The organism is Streptomyces sp. HUAS TT7 (assembly GCF_051550175.1).
GTDB lineage: Bacteria > Actinomycetota > Actinomycetes > Streptomycetales > Streptomycetaceae > Streptomyces.
The window spans coordinates 4,135,972-4,151,132 of sequence record NZ_CP196175.1 but is presented as its reverse complement, the minus strand read 5'-3'; the positions used below and the strand labels follow the sequence as shown (position 1 = coordinate 4,151,132).

Annotated in this window: 12 protein-coding genes and 1 tRNA gene; 7 read left to right on the top strand and 6 right to left on the bottom strand. The window is 69.5% G+C overall.

Annotated elements, in window-relative coordinates; translation table 11 throughout:
• Positions 1-41: 41 nt before the first annotated feature.
• The gene (locus ACSHXC_RS18690) at positions 42-1,535 is read right to left on the bottom strand and encodes an MFS transporter (protein ID WP_438296680.1); all 1,494 of its coding nucleotides are present in this window, start codon (positions 1,533-1,535) and stop codon (positions 42-44) included.
• Positions 1,536-1,689: 154 nt separating this feature from the next.
• Here ACSHXC_RS18690 and ACSHXC_RS18685 point away from each other — a divergent pair, with 154 nt between their 5' ends.
• The 4 genes from ACSHXC_RS18685 to purM all read left to right on the top strand — a co-directional run bounded on the left by ACSHXC_RS18685 (position 1,690) and on the right by purM (position 6,277).
• Positions 1,690-2,328: a TetR/AcrR family transcriptional regulator gene (locus ACSHXC_RS18685; protein WP_438292655.1), complete on the top strand. Its 639-nt coding sequence runs from the start codon at positions 1,690-1,692 to the stop codon at positions 2,326-2,328.
• Positions 2,329-2,338: 10 nt separating this feature from the next.
• Positions 2,339-3,136, top strand: a complete 798-nt coding sequence (locus ACSHXC_RS18680; protein WP_438292654.1) for a sterol carrier family protein — start codon at positions 2,339-2,341, stop codon at positions 3,134-3,136.
• A gap of 501 nt (positions 3,137-3,637) precedes the next feature.
• The gene (gene purF / locus ACSHXC_RS18675) at positions 3,638-5,164 is read left to right on the top strand and encodes an amidophosphoribosyltransferase (protein WP_438292653.1); all 1,527 of its coding nucleotides are present in this window, start codon (positions 3,638-3,640) and stop codon (positions 5,162-5,164) included.
• A 42-nt stretch (positions 5,165-5,206) separates the two neighbouring features.
• Entirely contained in the window at positions 5,207-6,277 is a 1,071-nt protein-coding gene (gene purM / locus ACSHXC_RS18670) for a phosphoribosylformylglycinamidine cyclo-ligase (protein ID WP_438292652.1), read from the top strand.
• Between the two features lie 107 nt (positions 6,278-6,384).
• Here the strand turns inward: purM and ACSHXC_RS18665 are convergent, their stop codons facing one another.
• Positions 6,385-6,645, bottom strand: coding sequence for a DUF3073 domain-containing protein (locus ACSHXC_RS18665; RefSeq protein WP_114041155.1), 261 nt, complete (start codon positions 6,643-6,645; stop codon positions 6,385-6,387).
• 280 nt (positions 6,646-6,925) lie between these two features.
• Complete coding sequence (locus ACSHXC_RS18660) at positions 6,926-8,014, bottom strand: Leu/Phe/Val dehydrogenase (protein WP_438292651.1); 1,089 nt, start codon at positions 8,012-8,014, stop codon at positions 6,926-6,928.
• A gap of 165 nt (positions 8,015-8,179) precedes the next feature.
• Between ACSHXC_RS18660 and ACSHXC_RS18655 the strand changes: the two genes are divergently transcribed.
• Together ACSHXC_RS18655 and bldC are read left to right on the top strand one after the other, a co-directional pair.
• Entirely contained in the window at positions 8,180-9,022 is an 843-nt protein-coding gene (locus tag ACSHXC_RS18655) for a hypothetical protein (RefSeq protein WP_438292650.1), read from the top strand.
• Between the two features lie 574 nt (positions 9,023-9,596).
• Complete coding sequence (bldC, locus tag ACSHXC_RS18650) at positions 9,597-9,803, top strand: developmental transcriptional regulator BldC (protein WP_003949541.1); 207 nt, start codon at positions 9,597-9,599, stop codon at positions 9,801-9,803.
• 388 nt (positions 9,804-10,191) lie between these two features.
• On the opposite strand, the gene ACSHXC_RS18645 is transcribed toward bldC, so the two are convergent.
• From ACSHXC_RS18645 to hrpA, 3 genes are all read right to left on the bottom strand, one after another.
• A complete protein-coding gene (locus tag ACSHXC_RS18645; RefSeq protein WP_438292649.1) occupies positions 10,192-10,365 on the bottom strand; it encodes a DUF6274 family protein in 174 nt (57 codons plus the stop codon).
• A gap of 184 nt (positions 10,366-10,549) precedes the next feature.
• A tRNA-Asp gene (locus ACSHXC_RS18640) sits at positions 10,550-10,624 on the bottom strand.
• Between the two features lie 69 nt (positions 10,625-10,693).
• A complete protein-coding gene (gene hrpA / locus ACSHXC_RS18635; RefSeq protein ID WP_438292648.1) occupies positions 10,694-14,635 on the bottom strand; it encodes an ATP-dependent RNA helicase HrpA in 3,942 nt (1,313 codons plus the stop codon).
• 84 nt (positions 14,636-14,719) lie between these two features.
• On the opposite strand from hrpA, the gene ACSHXC_RS18630 reads away from it, so the two are divergent.
• Complete coding sequence (locus ACSHXC_RS18630) at positions 14,720-15,097, top strand: hypothetical protein (protein WP_438292647.1); 378 nt, start codon at positions 14,720-14,722, stop codon at positions 15,095-15,097.
• The last annotated feature ends 64 nt before the right edge of the window (positions 15,098-15,161 follow it).

Here is a 15,161-nt window from a genome sequence, read left to right as displayed (position 1 = left end):
GCCCCGTACCTCAGTTGATGAGGTACGGGGCCGAAGTGCGTTCAGGCGTCGACGAGCTGCCTGGTCTCTGCCGGGGTGGCGGGGACGGGCCGGGTCTCGGCGGGGAGGCGGGCGGCCAGGACCGCGGCGACCGCCATGACGCCGGCCGCCACCAGGAAGACCACGTCCATGGCGGAGACGAAGCCGTGCACCGCGGTGTCGCGGGCGGCGCCGGTCAGGTGGGCGATGGTGCTGGTCGAGCCGCCCGGCACCTTCGCCTCGTACACCCGGCTGAGCAGCGTGCCGAAGACGGCGGCGCCGAGCGCGTTCCCCAGCGTCTGGAAGAACCGGATGCTGGTGGTCGCGATGCCCAGCTGGTGGGCGGGGGCGGCGTTCTGGACGTAGGGGATGAGCTGGCCTATGAGCAGGCCGAATCCGCAGCCCATGAGGAGGAGCGCGCCCCGGACCTGCCACAGCGAGGTAGCGGTGTCGAGGGTGGCGAGCACGGCGAGGGCGAGGGCGGAGGCGACGGTGCCGGTCAGCACGAAGGTCTTCATGCGCCAGCCGCGGTCGGTGAGCCTGCCCGCCGAGAGGCCGACGGCGGTCATGCCGAGCGCCATGGGGATGAGGTAGAGGCCGGAGGCCGCGGGGGCGAGGCCGCGCACCGCCTGGAGGTAGATCATCACGTAGACCAGCGCGCCCATCATCGCGGCGCCGAGCAGCCCCTGGATGGCGAAGCCGTACCGCAGCTGGGGCACCTTGAACATCGAAAGCGGCAGCACCGGCTCGGCGGCGGTCGTCTGGCGGTGCAGGAACAGCGCGAGGGTCAGGACGCAGGCCACGAGCAGGCCGATGATCTCGGGCGAGCCCCAGGCGTACTGCTTGCCGCCCCAGCTGGTCGCCAGGAGCAGGCTGCTGGTGAACGCGGCGGCCAGCGTCGCGCCGAGGTAGTCGATGCGGTGGCGGACCGGGGAGACCGGCAGCTTCAGTACGAGGACGGCGCCGATCAGCGCGGCGATGCCGAGCGGCAGGTTGATGTAGAAGATCCAGCGCCAGTTGGCGTGGTCCGCGAGGGTGCCGCCGATCCAGGGGCCGATCGCCATGCCGGTGCCCGCGACGATCCCGCCGACACCGCTCCCCCTGTTGCCGCCCTTGCCGCCCTTGCCGTCCGCGGTCCCGAGCTGGGCGAGTACGACCATGGTGACGCTCATGAGCCCGCCGCCGCCCAGGCCCTGGAGGGCGCGCGCCGCGATCAGTTCCGCCATCGACTGGGCGGCGCCGCACAGTGCCGAGCCGAGCAGGAAGGTGGCGACGGCGCCGACGAACATCTTCTTCGCGCCGAGGCTGTCGCAGAGCTTTCCGTACAGGGGCAGCGCCGCGGCCGAGGCGAGCGCGAAGGCGCTGATCAGCCAGGGGATCTTGTCGACTCCGTGCGCCGGGTCGAGATCGCGGGCTATCGGCACGGTGGCCGCCGACACGATGTTCATGTCGAGCACGGCCAGCAGGATCGTGGCGATGCAGACGGCCATCGCGATGAGGGTCTGGGTCTTGGTCATGAGAGGCCGAGTGGCGTTCGTGGCCTGGGCGTCGGCGCTCTTCATGGTCCTGGTGCTCGTCATGGTCTTGGTCATGGGCACCACCATGGACCAGAAAATGTACCGAGTCAATCTTTCATCCTGGATTAAATTTCATCCTGGTACAGTGATGTGCATGACTGCTGGTGAGGGGCTGCGCGAGCGCAAGAAGCGGGAGACCGCGATGCGGATCTGGCGCACCGCGCTCGACCTGTTCACCGAGCGCGGCTTCGACCATGTCTCGGTGGCGGAGATCGCCGCCGCGGCCGATGTCTCGAAGATGACCGTCTTCAACTACTTCGGCACGAAGGAAGACCTGGTCACCGCGCCGATGATGAACCATGTCGGCGATGTCGTACGGGCCGTGCGCGAGCGCGAGTCCGGCGAGTCGGCGGTGGCCGCGGTGCGCCGGCAGTTCCTGGAGATGATCGAGCTGCGCGACCCGTCGGTCGGCCTCAACGACGACCCGCGCTCCCTCCAGGCCCGCCAACTCATCCAGAACACACCGGTGTTGCTCCAACGCGCCTCCCTCGCCTTCCGCGAGGCGGAGCGGGAGCTGGCCGAGCTGCTCGTCGGGGAGGGGGGCGACCCGATGCTCGCCGCGGTCGCGGCCGCCCAGCTGACCGGCGCCCGCAACGCGCTGATCAACGAGCACCACCGCCGCATCCTCGGCGGGGAGTCCGCGCGATGGGTCGCCACCGATGCCGCGGAGCGCGCCGAGCGGGCGTTCGCGCAGGTCGAAAATGGTCTGGGGAGCTATCCCGGCCCGGCGTAGGCTCGGTTTCATGCCCCCGGCCAAGAAGCGCGCCCGCAAGTACGACCCGGCGAAGATCCGGGCCGCCGTCCTCGCCCAGTTCGGCCACGTACGCCAGGCCGTCGCCACTCTCACGCCCGAGCAGCTCGCCCGGCCCACCCGGCTCGGCGACTGGACGGTGCGCGAGCTCGCCGTGCACCACGCGATGGCGCTCGGCATGCTGGACCGCTACCTGGCCGAGGGGGAGCCGATCAAGCAGGAACTCACGCTGCTCGACTGGCCGTTCGCCACGGCTGCGGTGGGCGACCAAGTGGCCGACCAGACACGGGAGTTGGCGACGTCGACCGCCGACCTCGACGCGCTCTTCGAGCGGCGGGCGGCCCGCACCGAGGAGCTCTTCGCGGCCACCGCGGACACCCGGCTCATGCCGACCCGGTTCGGCGCGATGACCTTCGCCGACGTCCTGGTGACCCGGACCGTCGAACTCGTCGTCCACACCGACGACTTGAACGACGCGCTGCCCGAACTCGGCGTCCCCTACGACCGGCAGGCGCTCGCCGCGTGCACCCGGCTGCTCGTCGACGCGCTCGCCGTGAAGGCGCCGGGCGGCTCGGTCGAGGTGCGGATCCCGCCGTACGCGGTGGTCCAGTGCGTGGCCGGCCCCAAGCACACCCGGGGCACCCCGCCGAACGTCGTCGAGACCGACCCGCTCACATGGATCCGGCTCGCGACGGGGCGTACGGGGTGGGCCGAGGCGCGGGACTCGGCGAAGGTCGCGGCGAGCGGCGAGCGGGCGGACCTGTCGGCGGTGCTGCCGGTGATGTCGTAGCCGTTCGGCGGATGCCGCCCGGCTACGGCCCGTCGCCCGGTCCTGGGGCTTCGCCCCAGACCCCGTTCGCGCCTGAAGGGCGCTCGTCCTCAATCTCCCCCCTGGCCCTTTAGGCCTTGGGGGAGAAGCCGAGAACTTGGGGGAGCGACCAGCCATGCACGGTCCGCAGTCGAAAGCGGGTTTAGGGGGCGCGGGGAACTGCGCAATCAGGGATAGCGGGCTCACGCAGCCCTCACGCAGCGCACACACCCCCACACCGGGCCCCCGGCCCGGCCCCGCGCCGGGAGCGAACTCCGTCACACTCGGCACGGCCTCACGGCGCAGCCGCAAACACCGGGAGCGGCCGGCGCGTACCCCGGCCCACCTGCGGGGACGTGGCCGGAGAGCAAAAGGGGACCTCCGCGAGGGGGCGAGGCGCGAAAGCTACAAAAGGGGGCAGGGTGTCCGCCTGTCCGTATCCCCAATTCGGACCAGTGGTCGATCTCGCCTACACTCGGTGGCGTGCCACGTGGTGACGGACGACTCAACCACGACCTGCTCCCCGGTGAGAAGGGCCCCCAGGACGCTTGCGGCGTCTTCGGTGTCTGGGCTCCGGGTGAAGAGGTCGCGAAGCTCACTTACTTCGGGCTCTACGCCCTCCAACATCGGGGCCAGGAATCCGCGGGCATCGCGGTCAGCAACGGCTCCCAGATCCTCGTCTTCAAGGACATGGGACTTGTCTCCCAGGTCTTCGACGAGACCTCGCTCGGTTCCCTCCAAGGTCATATCGCGGTCGGTCACGCCCGCTACTCGACCACGGGTGCCTCCGTGTGGGAGAACGCTCAGCCGACCTTCAGGGCGACCGCCCACGGCTCGATCGCGCTCGGCCACAACGGCAACCTGGTGAACACCGCGCAGCTCGCCGAGATGGTCGCCGAGCTGCCCAAGGAGAACGGCCGGGCCACCCAGCTCGCCGCCACCAACGACACCGACCTGGTCACCGCGCTGCTCGCGGGCCAGACGGACGACGACGGCAAGCCGCTGACCGTCGAGGAAGCGGCCGCCAAGGTCCTTCCGCAGGTCAAGGGCGCCTTCTCGCTGGTCTTCATGGACGAGCAGACGCTGTACTGCGCCCGTGACCCGCAGGGCATCCGCCCGCTGGTGCTCGGCCGCCTGGAGCGCGGCTGGGTCGTCGCATCGGAGAGTGCCGCGCTCGACATCTGCGGCGCCAGCTTCGTCCGCGAGATCGAGCCGGGCGAGCTCGTCGCCATCGACGAGAACGGCCTGCGCACCTCCCGATTCGCAGAAGCGAAGCCCAAGGGCTGTGTCTTCGAGTACGTCTACCTGGCGCGCCCGGACACCGACATCGCCGGCCGGAACGTCTACCTCTCGCGAGTGGAGATGGGCCGGAAACTCGCCGAGGAAGCCCCGGTCGAGGCCGACCTGGTGATAGCGACTCCGGAGTCCGGCACCCCCGCCGCGATCGGCTACGCCGAGGCCAGCGGCATCCCGTACGGCTCGGGCCTGGTGAAGAACGCCTATGTCGGCCGTACGTTCATCCAGCCCTCGCAGACCATCCGCCAGCTCGGTATCCGGCTCAAGCTGAACCCGCTGAAGGAAGTCATCCGGGGTAAGCGCCTGGTGGTCGTCGACGACTCGATCGTCCGCGGCAACACCCAGCGCGCGCTCGTGAAGATGCTCCGCGAGGCGGGCGCCGCCGAGGTCCACATCCGGATCTCGTCCCCGCCGGTGAAGTGGCCCTGCTTCTTCGGCATCGACTTCGCGACCCGCGCGGAGCTGATCGCCAACGGCATGACCATCGAGGAGATCGGCACGTCCCTGGGCGCCGACTCGCTCTCGTACATCTCGACCGACGCGATGATCGAAGCGACGACGATCCCCAAGGACAACCTCTGCCGCGCCTGCTTCGACGGCGTGTACCCGATGGAGCTCCCCGACCCCGAGCTGCTCGGCAAGCAGCTCCTGGAGTCCGAGCTGGCTTCCGGCCCCGCCGCGACCGCGGCCGCCGACGCCCTGCGCCGCCCGTAAGACCCCTGCAGTACGACACGAAAGTTCTCCAGAGCCATGCCCATGCCATCTGAGACCACTGGTGCCAGCTACGCAGCCGCGGGCGTCGACATCGAGGCGGGCGACCGCGCCGTCGAGTTGATGAAGGAGTGGGTGAAGAAGACGAAGCGCCCCGAGGTCCTGGGCGGCCTCGGCGGATTCGCCGGCCTCTTCGACGCCTCGGCCCTCAAGCGCTACGAGCGCCCGCTGCTCGCCTCCGCCACCGACGGCGTCGGCACGAAGGTCGACCTCGCCCGCAAGATGGGCGTGTACGACACCATCGGCCACGACCTCGTCGGCATGGTCGTCGACGACCTGGTCGTGTGCGGTGCCGAGCCGCTGTTCATGACCGACTACATCTGCGTCGGCAAGGTCCACCCCGAGCGGGTCGCGGCCATCGTGAAGGGCATCGCCGAAGGCTGTGTCCTGGCGGGCTGCGCGCTGGTCGGCGGCGAGACCGCCGAGCACCCGGGCCTGCTCGGCCCCGACGACTTCGACGTCGCGGGCGCCGGCACCGGTGTCGTCGAGTACGACCAGCTCCTGGGCGCCGACCGCATCCGCGAGGGCGACGCGGTCATCGCCATGGCCTCGTCCGGTCTTCACTCGAACGGGTACTCACTCGTCCGGCACGTGGTGTTCGACCGGGCCAAGATGACCTTGGACCAGCACGTCGAGGAGTTCGGCCGCACGCTCGGCGAGGAGCTCCTGGAGCCCACCAAGATCTACTCCCTCGACTGCCTGGCGCTGACCCGCACGGCCGAGGTGCACGGTTTCAGCCACATCACCGGCGGCGGTCTTGCCAACAATCTGGCCCGGGTCATCCCCGACCACCTGCACGCCACGGTCGACCGCTCGACCTGGACGCCGGGCGCGGTCTTCGACCTCGTCGGCACGGCGGGCAACGTCGAGCGGCTCGAACTGGAGAAGACGCTCAACATGGGCGTCGGCATGATGGCGATCGTCCCCGAGGCCTCGGTCGACGTCGCGCTCCAGACCCTCGCGGACCGGGGCGTGGATGCCTGGGTCGCCGGCGAGATCATCGAGCGGGGCGAGCACCGCGACGGTGCCGAGCTCGTCGGTGACTACAGCGCGTAAGCCGCTACAGGCAGCACGAAACCCGGTCTGGGGCGAAGGCCCCGGACCGGGTCGGTGTGCTCAGAGCAGCGAAGAGATGCGTTGCTGCGAAAGCGGGATCAGCGAAGTCAAGCGCCGCGGCGCTGCGACGACGGACCGGACTCTTCGTCCTCGTCCTCGTCGTCATTCCCGTACAGATCCGCATAGCGGGCGTACGGGTCGTCCTCGTCGTCCTCCAGTGGCTCCGCGTTCGGCGGTTGGCTCACTGTCGGGTTCGGAGTAGATGCGCCCAGCTCGTTGGCCAGACGCGACAGGTCAGTCCCGCCGCTGCTGTACTTCAGCTGGCGGGCGACCTTCGTCTGCTTGGCCTTTGCCCGGCCGCGCCCCATGGCTCGACCCCCTCGGTGACGGGGCTCGACGGCCCCAGAGTCTTGACACGCGTTCATGATCCGGAACGGACTCTCCGTGGAGAGACCGCGTCCGTAGGGCTTCAACGGTACCTGCTTCCGCGGCCATACGGTACGCCGCCCGCATGACGCGCCACTTGGCAGAACCAACAAAGAGCCCCGTCCTCGCTGGTCAACCGCGATTTTAACCTCTTCTTGGCGCCCGACCCGCCGACCGGCGTGAGTCATGTCTCTCAGCCCGGTCGGCGGGCGCCCGGGAGGCTCAGTGTTGACGTGCCTCCGCCATGCGCTGTTCGGCGATCCGGTCGGCCGCGGCGGCCGGCGGAATGCCGTCTTCCTTCGCACGAGCGAATATGGCCAGCGTGGTGTCGAAGATCTTCGAGGCCTTCGCCTTGCAGCGGTCGAAGTCGAAGCCGTGGAGCTCGTCGGCCACCTGGATCACGCCACCCGCGTTCACGACGTAGTCGGGTGCGTACAGGATCGCGCGGTCCGCGAGGTCCTTCTCCACACCCGGGTGCGCGAGCTGGTTGTTGGCCGCGCCGCACACCACCTTCGCGGTGAGCGCAGGCACGCTCTCGTCGTTCAGGGCGCCGCCCAGCGCGCACGGGGCGTAGATGTCGAGCCCCTCGGTGCGGATCAGCGCCTCGGTGTCGGCGGCGACGGCGACCTCGGGGTGCAGGTCGGTGATGGTGCGTACCGACTCCTCGCGCACGTCCGTGATCACGACCTCGGCGCCGTCCGCGAGCAGGTGCCCGACGAGGTGGCGGCCGACCTTGCCGACGCCCGCGATGCCGACCTTGCGGCCGCGCAGCGTCGGGTCGCCCCACAGGTGCTGGGCCGAGGCCCGCATGCCCTGGAACACGCCGAACGCGGTCAGCACGGACGAGTCGCCCGCGCCGCCGTTCTCGGGGGAGCGGCCGGTCGTCCACTGGCAGGTGCGCGCCACGACGTCCATGTCGGCGACGTAGGTGCCGACGTCGCAGGCCGTCACGTAGCGCCCGCCGAGCGAGGCCACGAACCGGCCGTAGGCGAGCAGGAGTTCTTCGGTCTTGATCGTCTCGGGATCACCGATGATCACGGCCTTGCCGCCGCCGTGGTCCAGCCCGGCCATGGCGTTCTTGTACGACATTCCGCGCGACAGGTTGAGGGCGTCGGCGACGGCCTCCGCCTCGGTCGCGTACGGGTAGAAGCGCGTACCGCCCAGGGCCGGGCCCAGGGCGGTGGAGTGGATGGCGATGACGGCCCTGAGCCCGGTGGCTCGGTCCTGGCACAGCACGACCTGCTCGTGTCCGCCCTGGTCGGAGCGGAAGAGGGTGTGCAGTACGTCATCGGCTCCGGTCACATCGGTCACGGTGGTGACTCCCAAGTACGAAGCGGCGGTTGACGGCCCGCCTGCGGGTGGGGCGGGCCTGGTTCGGGAGCAGGTTAAGTCCTACGCGTCCGTAGATCAGGCGCAGTGCTCAGGATCACCCCCGTCAGGAGCACAGGGGCGCGTGCCCGTGGGACGATGCGGGACATGGCGGTGGTGTCCTCGGTGATCGTTCCGTATGCGTCCTACCTGCGGGTGTACGAGCCCCTTGCCGCCTTCCCTGAACCCGAGCGCGGCCACTGGCAGCGCTACGCCGAGCGCGGGCGCACCCCGGGAGCCCAGGACGAACTCCGGCGCGCACTGGCCGACTTGGTGCCCACCCCGCCCGTCCCGGTGCCGGTGCACGAGAGCGGGGACGCGTTCGTGGCCGAGCTCGACGGGGTGGTGTGCGTGTGCCCCTGGCGGACCCGGCTGCGCGGCTGGCAGGCCCTGGAAGGTCTCGCGGGCCAGTTCCCCGAGCCGGTCCTGGACGCGCTGCTGCCTCCGGTGGTGCGCAGGCAGGCCGAGGCGGACTACGAGCACTGGCGGGAGCGGAATCCGGATGCCCGCCCGTGGATCCTGACGAGCGTTTGGCACATCCCTGTGAGCTGGTTCACAGTCTTTTCGGACGAAGAGCGCGAGTATGCACCGGGTGAGGGTGCGACCGCGCCCGTGCTGCGCTACCGCACTCCGATGGTCCAGGCCCGCCGTCGCCTCGCGAGGGCGCTGCGGACGCTGCGGGACCACATCGACGAGGGGCCGCTGACCGAGGGCCTGGTGGACGTCGGGCGCTGGCTGGAGGAATTCCATCCGCGTTCGATGGTCGAGCTGGACTACGGCGGCCTCGTGCACGCGCTCTCGCAGGACAGCCTGGAGGCGGACCGCTCGGCGGCCGACGTGGCCGAGGGGATCGCTGCGCTGCGGGCCGGCGACGACGCCGGCGCGGAGGAGGCGTACGGCCGCTTCACGGAGCGCTGGCGGGCCGTCAAGGAGCGCCGGATGGCCAACTGAGGTCTGCCGGCCGGTTCTGAGGGGGCGTCGGGGGGCCGGTGGAGGGTCTTCATGAGGCCATCCGTGGGATCTTCGTGTGGCCTTCGGGGGTCTTCGAGAGGCTTTCGGAGGGTCTTCGCGGGTTCGCCGCAGGACGTAGGTCCTGATCCGGGCCTTTGCCCTAAGCGTGACGGACCGCACTTATCTCACCCTTGCGCCCAGACCCCACCCTCGTGCCAAAATAGGACAAGGGGTCCGGGGAGGATCCCTTCCGCCCAACTAAGGGCGGATTGCTCGGTATTGCTTGCTATGGGGGGTCTGACGACTCCTGATCGCTCTGTGACTGATCGTCACTGTGGCGTGACTGTCCGCTATGGCATGGTCCATCGGCTTCCGTCGCTGATGAACACCTGGGAGGGCAATTCCATCGGTTTGGCCGACGTGGCTGGACGGATGGTGTAGTTGTAGTGCCGAGGACAAGCCGTTCGTCCTATAACCGACTCGGCTCGCGTCCGCCATTTCGGGCAACGCGGGTCAAGGTGCAGAATTTAGAGGAAAGAACCGAGAAGGTTCGGTTCTCCCGAGGAGGCCGCTCATGACCGCTCGCACCCCTGATGCCGAGCCGCTGCTGACCCCGGCTGAGGTTGCCACGATGTTCCGCGTGGACCCGAAGACGGTGACCCGCTGGGCCAAGGCCGGCAAGCTCACGTCCATCCGCACGCTGGGTGGGCATCGCCGGTACCGCGAGGCAGAGGTCCGCGCACTGCTGGCGGGTATTCCGCAGCAGCGCAGCGAGGCCTGAACAACACCCCAATAATCCGGGCCACCCGGGGCCCCCACCCCGACCAGGCCCGCCTATAGCTCCACATGACGCCCAGCCCGCCCCAACGGGCTGCGTCATTGATCGCGCTGGACTCCGCCGGGTCCAGCGCGATCTTTTTATGTCCGGCCTTGTCCGGCACTTCCGGCAGCTCCCCGGAGCCTCGCGCGACCGCTCCGCAGGGGGGCCTTCCGTCGGCTCCGTGGCACCACCGTCCAGGGTGGTGCAATTGCACATATTAAATCGGGGCGTTGTATGGGGTGCGTAAGTTCAGTCGTTCCGGAAACTCATTCCGTGACTCCCGTCACACCGTCAAGAGCCCTCCAGTCAGAGCCTCCCACCCCGGGGGCGGCCGCCGGCCCGCCATAGGTCACCGGTTGAGGGGACTTTCGTCCTCGGGGCGCGAGGGCTCGGCGACCTCCATGGCGAGCCTCAGGAGCCGATGGCAGACCGCGCAGTGACGCGTGAGGTGGCGGTAGCCCAGAGCGGCCGACAGATGGGCACGCAGCAGCGCCCGTGTCTCGTGCCTCGACGGCGCGGCCATGCACCACCTCCTCGGGGAGCCCCCGTGCCCCTCCCTTGCAGGGGTACCGGCGGCAGGTGACCCCGTCAAGACGGCGAGAAGGCCCGGATCCTGGGGGAGCCGGGCCTTCTCGGGTCGCTGCGGGTGCCGCACCGGGAAACACCGGAGCCCGCATCCGGTGAGGGATGCGGGCTCCGATTTACTGCGGTCCTGACGGGATTTGAACCCGCGGCCTCCACCTTGACAGGGTGGCGAGCACTCCAAACTGCTCCACAGGACCTTGTTTCGCAGCCCGTTGGTGCTTGGCTGCGAATGAGACTGTACAGCAGGTCAGCGGGTCAGGTCGAACTCACTCACAGCGATAGCCGCGATACGGCGCAGCCGCGTCGATCGCCTTCACGATGCGCTTGTCGGAGACCGGGAACGCCGTGCCGAGCGCGTGCGCGAAGTAGCTCACCCGGAGCTCCTCGATCATCCAGCGGATGTCCAGGACCTGCTGCGGAACGGGCCGACCCTGCGGCAGCTGTTCGAGCAGCCACGCGTACTCGTCCTGCATCTCGTGGACCTTCTCCATGCGCGTGGTGTCGCGCTGGACGGCCGTCGGCATCTGCTGGAGCCTGCGGTCCACCGCGACCAGGTAGCGCATCAGGTCGGGCAGCCGCTTGAGGCCGGTCTTCGTGACGAAGCCGGGCGGCACGAGGGCCGCCAGCTGGTTCCGTACGTCCGTGACGTTGTTGACCAGGGTCAGGCTGTTCGTGGCCTTCAGGCGGCGCTCACAGGCCTGCCAGGCGGCCAGGATCTGCTGGACCTGGCCGACCGTGCGCACCGTCGCGTCCACCAGGTCCGCCCGGACCTTGTCGTACAGCTTGCGGAACGACTCCTCGTCCCACGCCGGGCCGCCGTGGTCCGCGATCAGCTTGTCCGCGGCGGCCATGGCGCAGTCGTCGAACAGCGCCTGGATCGAGCCGTGCGGATTGCGCGACAGGGCGAGCTTCTGCTGGTTGGTCAGCTTGTCCGAGGCGAACTTGGCCGGGTTCACCGGGATGTTCAGCAGGATCAGCTTCCGGGTGCCGCGCCACATCGCCTGCTGCTGCTCGGCCTCGGTGTCGTAGAGCCGTACGGAGACGGTCTCGCCCGCGTCCACGAGCGCCGGGAACGCCTTCACCGGCTGGCCGGCCCTGCGGGTCTCGAAGACCTTCGTCAGGGTGCCGATCGTCCAGTCCGTGAGGCCCGAGCGCTCGATGGACTCGCCCGAGGGGCCCGCGGTCGCCGCGGCGGCCTTGGAGAGAGCCTGACGGGCCTTCGGGCGCAGCCGCAGCTTGAGCGCCTCCAGGTCCTTGTCCTCGGCGAGATTGCGGCGCCGCTCGTCGACGATCCGGAACGTGATCTTGAGGTGGTCCGGCACGCGCGTCAGGTCGAAGTCGTCGGCCGTGACCGGGACGCCCACCATCCGCTGGAGCTCCCTGGCGAGGGTGACCGGCAGCGGCTCCTGCAAGGGGACGACGCGCTCCAGGAACTTCGAGGCGTAGTTCGGCGCCGGTACGTAATGGCGGCGGATCGGCTTCGGCAGGGAGCGGATCAGCTCCGTGACGACCTCTTCGCGCAGGCCCGGGATCTGCCAGTCGAAGCCCTCGTCGGTGACCTGGTTCAGGACCTGGAGCGGCACGTGCACGGTCACGCCGTCCGCGTCCGCGCCCGGCTCGAACTGGTAGGTCACCCGGAACTTCAGCGGGCCCTGGCGCCACGAGTCCGGATAGTCGTCCTTGGTGACGGCCCCGGCCTTCTCGTTGATGAGCATCTCGCGCTCGAAATCGAGGAGTTCGGGCTCGTCGCGCCGCTTGTGCTTCCACCAGGAGTCGAAGTGCGCGCCGGACACGACGTGTTCGGGCACCCGCTGGTCGTAGAAGTCGTACAGCGTCTCGTCGTCCACGAGGATGTCGCGGCGACGGGCGCGGTGCTCCAACTCCTCGACCTCGGTGAGGAGTTTGCGGTTGTCCGAGAAGAACTTGTGGTGTGTGCGCCAGTCGCCCTCGACCAGCGCGTTGCGGATGAACAGCTCCCGCGAGGCCTCGGGGTCGACGCGGCCGTAGTTGACCTTGCGGTTGGCCACGATCGGCACGCCGTACAGCGTCACGCGCTCGTACGCCATGACCGCGGCCTGGTCCTTCTCCCAGTGCGGCTCGCTGTAGGTGCGCTTGACCAGGTGCTGGGCGAGCGGCTCGATCCACTCGGGCTCGACCTTCGCGTTCACCCGGGCCCACAGCCGGGACGTCTCCACCAGCTCCGCCGACATCACGAGCTTGGGCTGCTTCTTGAACAGCGCCGAGCCAGGGAAGATCGCGAACTTGGCGCTGCGGGCGCCCAGATACTCGTTCTTGTCGGTGTCCTTGAGGCCGATGTGCGAGAGCAGACCGGCCAGGAGCGAGGTGTGGATGTGCTGCTCGGGCGCGTCCTCCTCGTTGAGGTGGATGCCCATGGTCTTCGCGACCGTACGCAGCTGCGAGTAGATGTCCTGCCACTCGCGGATGCGCAGGAAGTTCAGGTACTCCTGCTTGCACATCCGGCGGAAGGAGCTGGAGCCGCGCTCCTTCTGCTGCTCGCGGACGTACCGCCACAGGTTGAGGAAGGCGAGGAAGTCGCTGGTCTCGTCCTTGAAGCGGGCGTGCTGCTGGTCGGCCTGCGCCTGCTTCTCGCTCGGGCGCTCGCGCGGGTCCTGGATGGAGAGCGCGGCCGCGATGACCATGACCTCGCGTACGCAGCCGTTGCGGTCGGCCTCCAGGACCATGCGGGCAAGCCGCGGGTCCACGGGAAGCTGGCTCAGCTTGCGGCCCTGCTGGGTGAGGCGCTTCTTCGGATCCTTCTCGGAAGGGTCCAACGCGCCCAGTTCTTGCAGGAGTTGGACGCCGTCGCGGATGTTGCGGTGGTCCGGCGGGTCGATGAACGGGAACTTCTCGATGTCGCCGAGGCCGGCCGCGGTCATCTGGAGGATCACGGACGCGAGGTTCGTACGGAGGATCTCCGCGTCGGTGAACTCGGGCCGCGTGACGAAGTCGTCCTCGCTGTACAGCCGGATGCAGATGCCGTCGCTCGTACGCCCGCAGCGGCCCTTGCGCTGGTTGGCGCTGGCCTGGCTGACCGGCTCGATCGGCAGGCGCTGCACCTTGGTGCGGTGGCTGTAGCGCGAGATGCGGGCGGTGCCCGGGTCGATGACGTACTTGATGCCGGGGACGGTCAGTGAGGTCTCGGCGACGTTGGTCGCGAGCACGATCCGGCGGCCGCTGTGCTGCTGGAAGACGCGGTGCTGCTCGGCGTGCGAGAGGCGCGCGTAGAGGGGGAGCACTTCGGTGCTGCGGAGGTTCTTCTTGATCAGCGCGTCCGCCGTGTCGCGGATCTCGCGCTCGCCGGACAGGAAGACCAGGATGTCGCCGGGGCCTTCGCCCTGGAGCTCGTCCACGGCGTCGCAGATCGCGGTGATCTGGTCCCGGTCGGAGTCCTCGGAGTCCTCTTCGAGGAGCGGGCGGTAGCGGACCTCGACCGGGTACGTACGGCCGCTGACCTCGACGATCGGGGCGTCCCCGAAGTGCCGGGAGAAGCGCTCCGGGTCGATGGTCGCCGAGGTGATGACGACCTTCAGGTCGGGGCGCTTCGGCAGCAGCTGGGCCAGATAGCCGAGCAGGAAGTCGATGTTGAGGGACCGCTCGTGGGCCTCGTCGATGATGATCGTGTCGTAGCCGCGCAGCTCGCGGTCCGTCTGGATCTCGGCGAGCAGGATGCCGTCGGTCATCAGCTTCACGAACGTGGCGTCTTGGTCGACCTGGTCGGTGAACCGGACCTTCCAGCCGACCGCCTCGCCCAGCGGGACCTTGAGCTCCTCCGCGATGCGGTCCGCGACCGTGCGGGCCGCGATCCGGCGGGGCTGGGTGTGCCCGATCATGCCGCGCAGGCCGCGGCCCAGCTCCATGCAGATCTTGGGGATCTGGGTGGTCTTGCCCGAGCCGGTCTCACCCGCGACGATCACGACCTGGTGGTCGCGTATCGCCTCCAGGATCTCGTCCTTCTTCTGGCTGACCGGGAGCTGCTCGGGGTAGCTGACCTCGGGCATGCGGGCGGACCGCCGGGCGATGCGGTCGGCGGACTTCTGGGCCTCGGCGGCGATCTCGTCGAGCACGGCCTGCCGGGCCTCGGGCTTACGGATGCGGCGGGCGCCTTCGAGACGGCGGCCCAGGCGGTGGGCGTCGCGCAGCGAGGCCCCGTCGAGCAGCGTCTGGAGATCGGCGAAGGAAGTAGACATACCTGATTCAGGATCTCACCCGCCCAGGACGAGTGGCGAACGCATTTAGGCGCGCTCCGGGACCCACCCCGTACCATTTCGGGCATGCCCCGCTCCCGTGCCCCGCGCCGCCGCCTCACCGCGGTGCTGCTCATGGTGCTCGGGGTGCTCGCGGTGGCGCTGTGCGGGCTGGCCCCGACGGCTTCGGCCGCGCCCGCGGGCGTACCGGTGAAGAAGGCATCGGCGCCCGCCTTCACGGACGGCTCGGCCGCGCCGGGCTGCAAGCAGGGGGGCCGGCACCAGGACTCCGATCCGGCAGCTCCCGTCCGGGCCCGCACCGCCCACGACCAGGCCCCGGTCCTGGAGGACCGCGTCGCCCCCGCCGCGCTGTGCGGCCTGTACGCGGCCCACCGCAACCCGCCGGTCCGCGGCCCCACGCTCAGCGCGCCCACCCCCGTCGAACTCTCGGTGCTCAGGGTCTAGACGCCGGTCCTCGCCTCACGCGACCGCCGTCCCCCTTTCCTCTCTTCTCGTACGCATTTTCCGT

Excerpts from the sequence above, each read along its gene's own strand:
- ACSHXC_RS18690 (WP_438296680.1), bottom strand. The coding sequence starts at position 1,535 with ATGACCAAGACCCAGACCCTCATCGCGATGGCCGTCTGCATCGCCACG.
- ACSHXC_RS18685 (WP_438292655.1), top strand. The coding sequence starts at position 1,690 with ATGACTGCTGGTGAGGGGCTGCGCGAGCGCAAGAAGCGGGAGACCGCG.
- ACSHXC_RS18680 (WP_438292654.1), top strand. The coding sequence starts at position 2,339 with ATGCCCCCGGCCAAGAAGCGCGCCCGCAAGTACGACCCGGCGAAGATC.
- purM (WP_438292652.1), top strand. The coding sequence starts at position 5,207 with ATGCCATCTGAGACCACTGGTGCCAGCTACGCAGCCGCGGGCGTCGAC.
- ACSHXC_RS18665 (WP_114041155.1), bottom strand. The coding sequence starts at position 6,645 with ATGGGGCGCGGCCGGGCAAAGGCCAAGCAGACGAAGGTCGCCCGCCAG.
- ACSHXC_RS18655 (WP_438292650.1), top strand. The coding sequence starts at position 8,180 with ATGGCGGTGGTGTCCTCGGTGATCGTTCCGTATGCGTCCTACCTGCGG.
- bldC (WP_003949541.1), top strand. The coding sequence starts at position 9,597 with ATGACCGCTCGCACCCCTGATGCCGAGCCGCTGCTGACCCCGGCTGAG.
- ACSHXC_RS18645 (WP_438292649.1), bottom strand. The coding sequence starts at position 10,365 with ATGGCCGCGCCGTCGAGGCACGAGACACGGGCGCTGCTGCGTGCCCAT.
- hrpA (WP_438292648.1), bottom strand. The coding sequence starts at position 14,635 with ATGTCTACTTCCTTCGCCGATCTCCAGACGCTGCTCGACGGGGCCTCG.
- ACSHXC_RS18630 (WP_438292647.1), top strand. The coding sequence starts at position 14,720 with ATGCCCCGCTCCCGTGCCCCGCGCCGCCGCCTCACCGCGGTGCTGCTC.